The following is a 12,639-nucleotide window of genomic DNA, read 5'->3' on the forward strand; positions in this document are numbered from 1 at the left end:
GGCGGGAACTACCGATGAAGTGCCGATGCGCCTGCCCTTCCGGCCGCCGGCCGCTCGCCGGGGCTCCCTGCCCCGGCGAGCGGCCTCTCCGACGGCAGCACTGGCCCGCGCCGTCCGGTGCTACGTCCCCCACTGGGGGACAGCGCCCCCGGGCGGCCCCTGCAGGTAGGTGCGGATGACGTTGAGGAGGGTGAACCGGACAAGGTTGTCGCCGCCGGAGGCGACTTTCATGATGAGGCCGCACTGCAGGAAGGCATGGATGGCGCGGGCGACCTGGGCCCGCGGGATGCCGATGCTGGCGACCACCTTCTCCACGGTCCAGGCCCCCGGCCAGTCACTGAGCCTGACCAGCAGGTCGCGATAGGGCCCCGGCTGCGCCGCCACCGCGTCCCGCACCGTGCTCGCCACATCCGTGCGGTCCCCGGGGTGGGTCGCCAGCAGATGCGGTTCCTCACGTGCCATGCCCACGATCTCCTCGGGCGAGATGAGGGTGAACCAGGAGGCGGCCGCCTCCAGGGCTCTCGGCAGGCCGTCCAGCCGTCGGCTCACCTCCGCGCAGACCGCCAACGTGGCCTCGTCGAGCCGGAATTCGGGCTGGAGGTCCGTGATCAGTTCGACCAGCAGGGCCACCGCGGGCGAGGCCGCGGTCTCCTCGCGGCCCGCGGCGGCCGCGGCGACGGACAGCGGGCGCAGGGCGAGCCGGTAGTCCTCGGGCCCTCCCTGCGGGGTACGGGCGGTCTCGAGAATGCGTACCTTCGGGCACTCCCGGAGCAGCGCCCACAGGGTGGGGCGGGTCACCTGCCCCGCGTCGTTGCCGTCGAGCACCAGCAGCGCGGGCCGGTCGCCGATGAGCCGCACGAGGTGGTCGACGCTGCCGTCCTCGCGGGTCAGCAACGCCTCGATGCGCTCACCTCGATCGCCCACGCGGTTGCCGGACGGGCCCGACACCCGTGCACCGGGGGCCGGTTCGCCGAGGGGGCCCCGGAATAACGCCGCCGACTGCGCCGACTCGTGCCGCAAGGACGCCCACAGCGTGGGCACGCCGTTCAGCGAACGGAGCGTGTGGGCCACCGCGGTGGCCAGATGCGTCTTGCCCACGCCCCCGAATCCCGTGAGGGCGGTGATGCGTTCGTACTCGCTCTGTACGCGCCGGAGGACCGTGTCGACCTCCCACTCGCGGCCGTACAGCGGCCGGGCCGCCGCCGTGGGCGACAGGGTCAGCGACTCGAACATCGCCTCACCCGCCTCGCACCCGGCGGCCCGCTCGAAGGCGACACGCTCCTGCGAGGTCAGCCGCAGGGCGTCCGCGAGCAGCCGGACGGTGTCCCGGCGCGGAACCGCCACTTGTCCCTGCTCCAGATTCCGGACAGCCCGCACGCTGACCATGGACAGTCCGGAGAGCTCGGTCTGGGTGAGCCGAGTGCGCTCCCGGAACTTTCGAAGCTGCTGTCCGAATTCCTCACCGTTGACTGCGACAACCATCGAGATCGCTCCATGAAGGGGTGTTTCATAGCCGACAGGCCGTCACCGTGGGTGGGCGACGGCTCTTCACATCTCTCGTCGACACCCGGCCGCACCAGGCGCCAACGGCTGCTTACGTACGTCCCGGCAAACGGTGTGCAGGACTGTACAAAACGGACCGCCCCGCCCGCAGAAATCCTTCTTGCTGCACGATCCCCCCTGGTCAACACTCATTCTGGACAAGTTTTGGCAATGTGCGGCCCCGGTGAAGTCCGCAGAGCGACGTGCGGGGCCGACGAGTGACGACTATAGGCACGCTTTCCGACGACCTCGGGTGTTTTCCGGAGGAGGTGAGCCATCACATATCGGCGCCCGCCCGACACCAATCCCCACCGGCGGCAACGCACCGCACGGCCCACAGAACGACGCCCCCACCTGGGATTTTCCCTGGCCGCCGGAAATACCTGTAAATAACCGAGAATAAAATGATTCACACCAATTGCCCGTAGTAACTTCACCGGCCGCGGGAACACCCGAGGGGACCGTTCATAAATCCCTTGCCCGACCACGGAGAGATCTGTAGTGTCCCTTTCGGCCGACGACACGAAAATCACGGAAAGGGACGCCACCCGATCCCTTTCTCTGCGCTACCCCTTTTCCGCGCCACCCCTTTTTCGTCAATCCTGGCATCGGAATTGATGAGCCCCGGAAAATGAACCGCGGGCGCAGATGGCTTCCCGCGCCGCGCGGCCCGCCGGCACACCCGCCCCGCGCCCCGTCGGACCGAGGAACTGATCCTCCGGAATTCCCACGACAGGGCCGACGCCCGCATGGCCGCCGTCCCGGCCCACACACGGCCCCGGACATGCGCCCGGTGGCCCACTGGAATACGACCGGCACACCGCGTCGGGAGCCGCAGAACTCCTCCGGAAGGCCGGACGGCCCACCCGCACCGGACGTCACACCGGGCCGCCCGGCCCGTCGGCCTCGCGTCCACGGGTCCCCACGCCCGCCCTCACGTCCCCGCCGGGGCCGTCCCGGCCCACGGACCCGGACGCTCCGGTGCCGGCCGCCCCGAACTACCCCCGATCTACCGCCTGTTCTGCCGTTCGACCGGATTTCGGCGCTCCTACACTGGCCGCAGATCTTGCCCTTCTGTTCGCACCGTACCGAGTGCGCACAACATTCAGGTATCCGGCCCGGCGGCACACAGGCCGGCCTCTCCGAAGTGGGTGCAATTTGAACAGTTCGCCGTACACCCAGTCCTTGCCCTTTGCCACCGGTGTCGCCGTCCAGCGCTATCTGAGCGCCGAAGAAGGGCTGGCCGCGGCCCAGGACGAGGGGTGCAGCCACTGGTACATCGACGCCAGCCTGATGGCGGACATGCCGCACAACTGGTCCGGCGAGCGCAGCCGTTCACTGGTCGCGGCCGCGGCCGACCGGGGCCTGTCGCCCATCCTGCACGGCAACTTCCGGGCGCCGCTGGCCTCGGAGATCCCGGAGGTCCGGGAGGCGTCCCTGCAGTACGTGCGCAGCGAAATCGAATTGGCGGCACGGCTGGAGGCGACCTCGCTGGTGATCCACGGCGGTGCGTTCGTCGAACCCCGCCCGACGAAGGCGCACCGCGACGCCGCGCTCGAACGGTTCCTCACCCTGCTGTCCGAGGTCGTCCGCGAGGCGGCCGAGAAGGGCGTCGAGGTCTGGCTGGAGAACCTCTCCTACTACCCGAAGTTCCGTCCGTTCTCGTACGTCTTCACACGGGAGACGGACTTCTCGGTGGCAGTGGACGCGATACCCGGCATCAAGTTCATCCTCGACGTCGGCCACGCGAACGTGAACCAGTCGGCCGCGGTGCCGACGTTCGAGAAGTTCTCGTCGTCGGTCGCCGCCCTGTCGCTGAGCAACAACGGAGGCGACCAGGACGCCCATCTCGCGCTGGACGAGGGCACGCTGTCCGTCCGCGAGATCACCGACGCCATCCGGGCCCGCAACTGGGAGGGCGTCATCGCCTTCGAGACCCGCAACGAGAGCGTCGAGAGCGGCATCGCCTACCTCACCAAGATCTGGGAGTCCGCTGCCGGTTCCCCAGTCTGACGCCCCCGGCGGCCTGCCGCACGGCTCGGTTAATGTGGGGCAAAACAGGACGCACGCGCACGGCCGGGTGGCCGTATACCGGGAGGCGGCACGGTGCACGGCGAGTACAAGGTCCCCGACGGCAAGCTCGTCGTGGTCGATCTGAACGTCGAGGGCGGCGTTCTGCGGAACGTACGGGTGGCCGGCGATTTCTTCCTGGAACCCGACGAGGCCCTCCTGTCCATCGACGCGGCCCTGGAAGGCGCCCCGGCCCACACCGACGCGGCAGGTCTCGCCGCCCGTATCGACCGGGCCCTGCCCGACGGCGCGGTGCTGCTGGGCATCACGACGGAGGGGGTGGCCGTCGCCGTGCGCCGCGCGCTGGCGCAGGCCACCGAGTGGGGCGACTACGACTGGCAGCTCATTCACGAGCGCCCGCAGCCGCCGGCCCTGCACATGGCGCTCGACGAGGTCATCACCACCGAGGTCGCCGCGGGCCGGCGTCCGCCGACGCTCCGCGTCTGGGAGTGGGACTCCCCCGCCGTGATCATCGGCAGCTTCCAGTCGCTGCGCAACGAGGTCAGCCCCGAGGGCGTCGCCCGCCACGGCATCACCGTCGTGCGCCGGATCTCCGGCGGCGGCGCCATGTTCGCCGAACCGCAGAGCACCATCACCTACTCCCTGGCCGTCCCCGAAGCGCTCGTCTCGGGCCTCTCGTTCGCCGACAGCTACGCCTACCTCGACGACTGGGTCCTCGCCGCGCTCGGCGACATGGGCATCAAGGCGTGGTACCAGCCGCTCAACGACATCGCCACCGACGTCGGGAAGGTCGCGGGCGCCGCGCAGAAGCGCGTGGTCGGGCCGGGCGGCGGACCGGGTGCGGTCCTGCACCACGTGACCATGGCCTACGACATCGACGCCGACAAGATGCTCGACGTGCTGCGCATCGGCAGGGAGAAGCTCTCCGACAAGGGCACCAGGAGTGCAGGGAAGCGCGTCGATCCGCTGCGCCGTCAGACCGGGCTGCCCCGCGAGACCGTCATCGAGAAGATGATCGACTCCTTCCGCTCCCGCTACGGCCTCACCCGGGGCGGGGTCACCGACGAGGAACTGGCCCGCGCCCAGGACCTCGTGCGGACCAAGTTCACCCACCCGGAGTGGACCGCACGCGTTCCCTGACCCGCCCCGCGGTGTTTCGACGACGCGGGGCCGGGCGGGCGGTCATCCCGTGGAGCCGGTCCGCTCCGGCCGCGCCGACCGGCCCGGTGCCATGACCATCAGCACCGTATAGAGCGTCAGCCCGGTGGCCAGGCCCACCGCCCAGCCGTAGTCGGCCAGGGGCCTGAGGAAGGGGATCAGGCCGTCGGCGGGGAAGGGACCCTTGCCGGGCTGGGAGTACGAGCCGCCGACGGCCAGCAGTCCGCCGACGACGAAGGCGAGGACGGCCCGCCAGTTCCAGCCGGCCGAGTACCAGTAGCGGCCGCCGGGGCGGTAGAGGTCGGCGAGGTCGAGGACGGTGCGGCGGATGATCCAGTAGTCGGCGATGAGGATGCCGGCGACGGTGCCGAGCAGTCCGCCGACCACACCGAGCCAGGTGAAGATGTACAGCTCGGGGGTGGCGGTGAGCTTCCACGGCAGGATGATCACGCCGACCACGCCGGTGATCAGCGCGCCCGTACGGAAGTTGATGAGCTTCGGCGCCAGGTGGGCCAGGTCGTAGGCGGGCGAGACGACATTGGCGGCGATGTTCACGGAGATCGTCGCGATCAGGACCGTGACCAGGGCGAAGAGCAGGCCGAAGACGCTGTCGGACTTGCCGGCCAGGGCGACGGGGTCCCAGATCGGCGCCCCGTACACCGCCTGCGAACCGGAGGTGACCAGGACGGAGAGCAGCGCGAACGCCGTCATCGTGGTCGGCAGCCCCAGGGACTGTCCCCAGACCTGGGCCCGCTGGCCGGCGCCGAAGCGGGTGAAGTCGGGGATGTTGAGGGACAGGGTGGCCCAGAAGCCGATCATGCCCATGAGGGACGGGAAGAAGACCGGCCAGAAGTGCTCGCCCCAGCCCAGTGCGCTCGGCTGGTCCAGCAGCGCTCCAAACCCGCCCGCCTTGGCCGCCATCCATCCGAGCAGCGCCAGCGCGCCGACGAGGACGAAGGGCGCGGCCCAGTTCTCGAAGCGGCGCAGGGTCTCCATGCCCCGGTGGATGATGGCGAGTTCGACGGCCCAGAAGACCAGGAAGCAGAGCCAGAGGGTCCAGGGGTAGCCGCCGACGGAGGCCGCTCCGGCCCAGTCACCGCCGAAGATCTTGCCCAGCAGGACGTAGATGCCCTGGCCGCCGATCCAGGTCTGGATGCCGAACCAGCAGCAGGCCACGGCGGCCCGTACCAGCGCGGGCAGATTGGCGCCGCGCAGCCCGAACGACGCCCGCGCCAGCACGGGGAAGGGGATGCCGTACTTCGGTCCCGCATGCCCGGTGAGCAGCATCGGGACGAGGACGACGACATTGGCCAGGGCGATGGTGAACACCGCCTGCTTCCAGTCCATGCCGAGCGCCACCAGCCCGGAGGCGAGCGTCCAGGAGGGGATGTTGTGGGCCATGCCGACCCAGAGGGCGGTGAAGTTGTAGGTGGTCCAGCGGCGTTCGGAGAGCGGTACGGGGCGCAGGTCGTCGTTGACGTACCGGCCGTGGACGGCGATGGCGCCCGGCGCCGGTTCGACGCGGCCGTCCGGGGCGGTGAGCTGGCCCGGGGGCGCTATGGGGAGCTCCGGCGGCACGGGTGAGGGGGTCGCGGACATACGGGGGCCCTTTCGTCCGGGTGCGGGCCGCCCGGTGGCCGGGCGGCGCAGCATGTCCTAGGGGGTGTCTCTTTGGTCTCCGTGGATCAGCCTGCGGCGTCTGGTGCCGTGCATCGCAAGGCGGAGTGTCTCCCGCGGACTGGGTGTCCGTGGGTGATGCGACAACGCCGCGAGGCGCGGTGCCAGGCGCTGCAGGCCCACGGAGACCGGAGAGACACCCCCTAGGTCGTGGCGCCCGGCCGACGGGCCGGGCACCGCGACCGCTGGGGCCGACTCGGGCCGCACGCCGAAGGCGGTGTGCACCGCCCCCGTACCGGCGCCCGTTCAGTCGGCGAACGCGGGGAGGATCTCCGCTCCGTACGCGTCGATGGTGGATTCCTTGGCGTCGTGCATGGCGTAGAGCGCGAACTGGTCGACGCCCAGCGCCTCCAGTTGCCGCAGCTTGTCGATGTGTGCGGCGGCCGGGCCGAGCAGGCAGAAGCGGTCGATGACCGCGTCCGACACGAAGCCGGCGTCGGGGTTGCCGGACCGGCCGTGGTGGGCGTAGTCGTAGCCCTCCCGGGAGGCGATGTACTCGGTCAGCTCGTCCGGCACCATGCCGGAGTGCTCGCCGTAGCGTGCGACGAGGTCGGCGACGTGGTTGCCGACCATGCCACCGAACCAGCGGCACTGCTCGCGGGCGTGGTCCAGGTCGTCGCCCACATAGGCCGGTGCGGCGACGCAGATCGTGATGTCGTCCGGGTCGCGGCCGGCGTCCTTCGCGGCGGTCCGTACGGCCTTGACCATCCATTCGGTGAGGAAGGGGTCGGCCAGCTGGAGGATGAACCCGTCGGCCAGTTCGCCGGCCATGGCGAGGGCCTTGGGCCCGTAGGCGGCCATCCAGACCGGGAGCTTGCCGTCCTTGATCCAGGGGATCTTGATCCGGTGGTCGCCGACGTACGCCTCCCGGCCCTCGGCCAGATCCCGGATGACGCCGATCGCCTGGCCCAGCCGGGCCAGGGTGTTGGGCGGCCGGCCGGCCACCCGCATCGCGGAGTCGCCCCGGCCGATGCCGCAGACCGTGCGGTTGCCGTACATCTCGTTGAGGGTGGCGAAGGTGGAGGCGGTGACCTCGGGGGCCCGGGTGGAGGGGTTGGTGACCATCGGGCCGACGATCAGTCGCTCGGTGTGCTCCAGGACGCGGCTGTAGAGGACGAACGGTTCCTGCCACAGCACGGTCGAGTCGAAGGTCCAGCCGTAGCGGAAGCCGTTGCGCTCGGCACGGCGCATCAGGGACACCACGGCGGAGGAGGGCGGGTCGGCCTGCAGAACAACTCCGAAGTCCACGGCGGCGCTCCTTAAATGAGGTACTGGCATGTGCCACGCGGGATGTACTGCCCGTGTCCCGCGCGTCCGGTGAACTGCCGCCGGTCGATGACGAGTTCACCCCGCGAGAGGACCGTTTCGACCTGCCCGGTGAGCTGTTTGCCCTCGTACGCCGAGTAGTCGACGTTCATGTGGTGGGTCTCGGCCGAGAGGGTCTGCTGGGCGGTGGGGTCGTAGAGGACGAGGTCGGCGTCGGCGCCCGGGGCGATGGTGCCCTTCTTCGGGTAGAGGCCGAACATCCTGGCCGGGGTGGCGCAGGCGATCTCGATCCAGCGACGGCGGCTGATCCGGCCCTCCACGACGGCCTGGTGCAGGAGGTCCATCCGGTTCTCGACGCCGGGCATCCCGTTGGGGATCTTGGAGAAGTCGCCGCGGCCGAGCTCCTTCTGCCCCTGGAAGCAGAACGGGCAGTGGTCGGTGGAGACCACCTGGAGGTCGTTGGTGCGCAGCCCGCGCCACAACGCCTCCTGGTGCTCACGGGGCCGCAGCGGCGTGGAGCAGACGTACTTGGCGCCCTCGAAGTCCGGCTCGGCGAGGTTGTCGGTGGACAGGAACAGGTACTGCGGGCAGGTCTCGCCGAAGACGTTCAGCCCCTTGTCGCGGGCCTGGGCGATCTCGGCGAGGGCCTCCTCGGCGGAGACGTGGACGACATAGAGCGGGGCGCCGGCCACCCGCGCCAGCTGGATGGTGCGGTGGGTGGCCTCGGCCTCCAGGAGGACCCGGCGGACCTCGCCGTGGTAGCGCGGGTCGGTCCTCCCCTCGGCCAGCGCCTGTTCGACGAGGACGTCGATGGCGATGCCGTTCTCGGCGTGCATCATCACCAGGCCGCCGTTGTCGGCGGAGCGCTGCATCGCACGCAGGATCTGTCCGTCGTCGCTGTAGAAGACGCCGGGGTAGGCGGTGAACAGCTTGAAGGAGGTGACGCCCTCCGCCACCAGGAGGTCCATCTCCTTGAGGGTGTGCTCGTTGACGTCCGAGAGGATCATGTGGAACGCGTAGTCGATGGCGCACTGGGCGTCGGACTTGGCGTGCCAGGTGTCCAGGCCGGCCCGGAGTGACTTGCCGCGGGACTGGACCGCGAAGTCGATGAGGGTGGTGGTACCGCCCCAGGCAGCGGCGCGGGTCCCGGTCTCGAAGTTGTCGGAGGAGAAGGTCCCGCCGAACGGGAAGTCCAGGTGCGTGTGTGCGTCGACGCCGCCCGGGATGACGTATCTGCCGGTGGCGTCGAGGATGCGGTCCGCCGACTCTCCCCAGCCGGCCGCGGTGGGACTGCCGTGCGCGGCGAGGGCGGCGATCCGGCCGTCCTCCACCAGGACATCGGCATGGATCTCATCGGCGGCTGTGATCACCAGTCCGCCCCGGACGACCGTACGGCTCACCATCCCTGCTCCTTCCACACCAGCGGTATCGGCGGCACGGGAACGCGGAGCTCGACGCGCACCATCCCCTCGGCAGGTCTGCTCCGCTGACGCCACGCCACAACCGGTCTACACCCGTAGATCACGGTCGAGAAGGAGACCGTAGAAGCATGTCACCCACGGTGGCAATACCGTGACCGTTAATCAGCGGAGACCTTCGTGTTGCGCCGACGATCATCTGGACGGTTCAACGCGGGGCCGGGCGGCCCGGCCGCGCCGGGCGGCGGAGGGGTGCGGGGGCGGCCCGATGGGCAGGTATGCGCCGACGCCGGGGGGCAATCCTTACGAGCGCCACGGCATCCTGGCGGACGAGGCAGAGGGGCGACTGGGCATGGAGCACAGCACACCGTGGGAGTTCTCCGACGACCGGGGGCGCCTCGCGGTGGCCGGGGAGCGGCCGTTGCGGATCGTGGCGTACATACAGGCGGGGGCGACGCTGTGGGACCACGGCATACGCCCCGTGGGGCTCTTCGGGTCCCAGCACGACGGCACCGTCCCCGACCCCGCCAAGGGCGGTGAACTCCCGCTCGCGGAGATCCGCTACCTGGGTTCGGGCGGCGCGCTGCACCCGGACACCCTGCTGGAGGCGGAGCCGGACCTCGTCGTGGCCGTGACCTATGACGGCGAGCAGGTCTACGGCCTGGAGCAGAAGACCGCGCTGGAGCTGGAGACGCATGTCCCGGTGGCCACGGTCGCGGTGGGGCCCGGCCGGAGCCTGGCCGAGGTCCGCGAACGGTTCGCGGCGCTCGCCGGTTCGCTGGGGCGGGGCGAACCCCTCGGCACCGCCCGCGAGTTGGACGCCGCCGAGGACGCCCTGCGGCAGGCCAGCGGCGCAGCGGTGCGGCCGCGGGTGCTGGCGCTGTCGCCGGCCGGCCCGGAGCGGGTGCACCTGGCCCGGCCCAGCTCCTGGCCGGACCTGCGGGCGCTGACCGAACACGGCGTCGGTCTGCTGGAGCCGGCCGCGGGCGCCGGGGTGAACTGGTCCACCGTCGGCTGGGCGGAGGCCGCGGCGATGAACCCGGACATCGTGCTCATGGACGTGCGGACCAACGCCGCGCGGCCCCAGGAGCTCCGGGCCGACGAGCACTGGCGCGCGCTCGAGACCCGGGCCCGGCTGCTGCCGTGGAACCCCGAGGCCCCGTGCAGCCGGCGCGCGCACACCCGGTTCTTCACCCTGCTGGCCGATACGGTGCGCGAGTTCGCCGGGACGGAGTGAGGCGGGCCGGGGCCCACCGCGAAGGAGCGGGGGCGCCCCTCTCCGCGACACCCCCGCCCCGTCCGCGGCGGTGCCGGTTACGAAGCGCCCAGCAGGCCCTGGGCCGACCGCAGTGCGTCCGCGAGCAGGTCCGCGCCCTCCTCCGCCTCGGCGATCGTCAGCGTCATCGGGGGTGCGATCCGCAGCGAGGCGCCGCCCTGCCCGCCCTTGCCGACCAGCAGTCCACGTTCCCGGGCGGCCTCCACCACCAGCGAGGCGGCCTCCGGCGAGCGCTCGTCGGTGCCGGGCCGGACCAGTTCGACGCCGATCATCAGGCCCCGGCCGCGCACCTCCCGTACGAGCCCGAGGCCGGCCGCGACCGCCCGCAGCCGCTCGATGAGCAGGCCGCCGACCCGCCGGGCGTTGCCCTGGAGGTCGTGTTCGAGGAGGTAGTTGAGGTTGGCCAGGCCCGCGGCCATGGTGACGGGGCTGCCGCCGAAGGTGGAGATGGAGTTCGCGGAGAGCGAGTTCATCACCTCGGCGCGGGCCACCACCCCGCCGATGGACATGCCGTTGCCGATGCCCTTGGCGAAGGTGAGCATGTCGGGCGGGCCGTTGCCGTCGTGCGCCTGCCAGCCCCAGAAGTGGTCGCCGGTGCGGCCCCAGCCGGTCTGCACCTCGTCGCTGATCCACAGGATGCCGTGCCGGGCGAGCACCTCGCGGAAGGCCGCGTAGAGACCGTCCGGCGGCATGGTGAACCCGCCGACGCCCTGGACGGGTTCGGCGATCAGCGCGGCGACGCCGCCCGCGGTCTGCTGGAGCATGTCCTCCAGGTCGGCGACGCAGGCGGCGGTGTACGCGGCGTCGCTCAGCTCCGCGTACGGGCCGCGGCTGCGTACCCCGCCGTGGACATAGAGCGTCTGCAGCGGGGAGAGGCTGGTCGGGGACCAGCTCTGGTTGCCGGTGATGCCGACGGTGGAGAACGACCGGCCGTGGTAGCTGTTGCGCATCGCCAGGATCTGGTTGGAGCGGCGGTGCGTGGTGGCCAGGAGCAGGGCCGCGTCGTTGGCCTCGGTGCCGGAGGTGGTGAAGAAGACCCGGGCGTCGGGGATGCCGGAGAGCGCCACGATCCGTTCCGCCAGCTCCACCATGGGGCGGGAGAGGTAGAGCGTCGAGGTGTGGATGATGCGGCCGGCCTGCTCGCTGACGGCCTTGGTCACCTCGGGCAGCGCATGGGCCGTCATGGTGGTGAGGATGCCGCCGAAGAAGTCGAGGTAGCGGTTGCCCTCGGCGTCGAAGACGTGGCGGCCCTCGCCGTGGGTGAGTTCGAGGGGCCGCTCGTAGTAGAGGCTGAGCCAGGAGGGCAGGACGGCCTGGTGGCGGGCGTGCAGGCTCGCCGCCTCATGGGGCACCTGGGTCATGGCTGCACCAGCCCGTCGTACGCATCGGGGCGGCGGTCGCGGTAGAACGCCCACTGCTGCCGGACCTCGTCGATCAGGGCGAAGTCGAGGTCGCGGACGACCAGTTCCTCCTTGGAGTCGCTGGCGACGTCGCCGACGAACCGGCCCCGGGGGTCGACGAAGTAGCTGGTGCCGTAGAAGTCGTTGTCGCCGTACTCCTCGACGCCGACCCGGTTGATCGCCGCGATGAAGTACTCGTTGGCGACGGCGGCCGCGGGCTGTTCCAGCTGCCAGAGGTAGGCGGACAGGCCGCGGGAGGTGGCGGAGGGGTTGTAGACCAGCTGGGCACCGTTGAGGCCCAACTGCCGCCAGCCCTCGGGGAAGTGGCGGTCGTAGCAGATGTAGACGCCGACCTTGCCGACGGCGGTGTCGAAGACCGGCCAGCCGGCGTTGCCCGGCTTGAAGTAGTACTTCTCCCAGAAGCCCTTGACCTGCGGGATGTGGTGCTTGCGGTAGGTGCCCAGGACCGTGCCGTCGGCGTCGATGACGGCCGCGGTGTTGTAGTAGAAGCCGGGCTGTTCGACCTCGAAGACGGGAACGACGATGACCATGCCGGTCTCCCGGGCGAGGTCCTGCATCCGCCGCACGGTCGGCCCGTCCGGCACCGGCTCGGCCCAGCGGTAGTGCTCGGGCTCCTGGACCTGGCAGAAGTACGGAGCGTTGAAGACTTCCTGGAAGCCGATCACTTTCGCGCCCTGCGCGGCCGCCGCCCGGGCGTACTCCTCGTGCTTCGCGATCATCGATTCGGTGTCGCCGGTCCAGGTCGCCTGGACCAGTGCGGCACGCACAACATCGGCCATGAGCTGCTCCTTTGTCGATGCGTCAGCCTGCAGCCCGCGCGGGATCTACGCGTGTGGAGGCGACCGTAAGC

The 12,639-nt window shown here is 70.7% G+C and carries 9 protein-coding genes; 3 read left to right on the plus strand and 6 right to left on the minus strand.

Annotation, left to right across the window (positions count from 1 at the left end; translation table 11 throughout):
- Nucleotides 1-120: 120 nt before the first annotated feature.
- Complete coding sequence (locus Scani_RS15325) at nucleotides 121-1,482, minus strand: helix-turn-helix domain-containing protein (protein ID WP_159475255.1); 1,362 nt, start codon at nucleotides 1,480-1,482, stop codon at nucleotides 121-123.
- A gap of 1,245 nt (nucleotides 1,483-2,727) precedes the next feature.
- On the opposite strand from Scani_RS15325, the gene Scani_RS15330 reads away from it, so the two are divergent.
- Nucleotides 2,728-3,555 (plus strand): sugar phosphate isomerase/epimerase family protein, encoded by an 828-nt coding sequence (locus Scani_RS15330; protein WP_159475257.1) that lies wholly within the window; start codon nucleotides 2,728-2,730, stop codon nucleotides 3,553-3,555.
- Nucleotides 3,556-3,648: 93 nt separating this feature from the next.
- Nucleotides 3,649-4,713 (plus strand): lipoate-protein ligase LplAB, encoded by a 1,065-nt coding sequence (gene lplAB / locus Scani_RS15335; protein WP_159475260.1) that lies wholly within the window; start codon nucleotides 3,649-3,651, stop codon nucleotides 4,711-4,713.
- Between the two features lie 42 nt (nucleotides 4,714-4,755).
- Here the strand turns inward: lplAB and Scani_RS15340 are convergent, their stop codons facing one another.
- The 3 genes from Scani_RS15340 to hydA all read right to left on the minus strand — a co-directional run bounded on the left by Scani_RS15340 (nucleotide 4,756) and on the right by hydA (nucleotide 9,077).
- The gene (locus Scani_RS15340; RefSeq protein ID WP_159475262.1) at nucleotides 4,756-6,330 is read right to left on the minus strand and encodes an NCS1 family nucleobase:cation symporter-1; all 1,575 of its coding nucleotides are present in this window, start codon (nucleotides 6,328-6,330) and stop codon (nucleotides 4,756-4,758) included.
- Between the two features lie 324 nt (nucleotides 6,331-6,654).
- Nucleotides 6,655-7,656, minus strand: a complete 1,002-nt coding sequence (locus Scani_RS15345; protein WP_159475264.1) for a TIGR03842 family LLM class F420-dependent oxidoreductase — start codon at nucleotides 7,654-7,656, stop codon at nucleotides 6,655-6,657.
- Nucleotides 7,657-7,667: 11 nt separating this feature from the next.
- Nucleotides 7,668-9,077: a dihydropyrimidinase gene (hydA, locus tag Scani_RS15350; protein ID WP_159475267.1), complete on the minus strand. Its 1,410-nt coding sequence runs from the start codon at nucleotides 9,075-9,077 to the stop codon at nucleotides 7,668-7,670.
- A 367-nt stretch (nucleotides 9,078-9,444) separates the two neighbouring features.
- On the opposite strand from hydA, the gene Scani_RS15355 reads away from it, so the two are divergent.
- Nucleotides 9,445-10,329: an ABC transporter substrate-binding protein gene (locus tag Scani_RS15355; protein ID WP_159475270.1), complete on the plus strand. Its 885-nt coding sequence runs from the start codon at nucleotides 9,445-9,447 to the stop codon at nucleotides 10,327-10,329.
- Nucleotides 10,330-10,406: 77 nt separating this feature from the next.
- Here the strand turns inward: Scani_RS15355 and Scani_RS15360 are convergent, their stop codons facing one another.
- Complete coding sequence (locus Scani_RS15360; protein WP_159475273.1) at nucleotides 10,407-11,729, minus strand: aspartate aminotransferase family protein; 1,323 nt, start codon at nucleotides 11,727-11,729, stop codon at nucleotides 10,407-10,409.
- Nucleotides 11,726-12,568 (minus strand): nitrilase-related carbon-nitrogen hydrolase, encoded by an 843-nt coding sequence (locus tag Scani_RS15365; RefSeq protein ID WP_159475276.1) that lies wholly within the window; start codon nucleotides 12,566-12,568, stop codon nucleotides 11,726-11,728. The genes Scani_RS15360 and Scani_RS15365 overlap by 4 nt, the downstream gene beginning before the upstream one ends.
- Between the last annotated feature and the right edge of the window lie 71 nt (nucleotides 12,569-12,639).

It is taken from the genome of Streptomyces caniferus (genome assembly GCF_009811555.1).
In the GTDB taxonomy this organism is placed as follows: Bacteria; Actinomycetota; Actinomycetes; order Streptomycetales; family Streptomycetaceae; genus Streptomyces; species Streptomyces caniferus.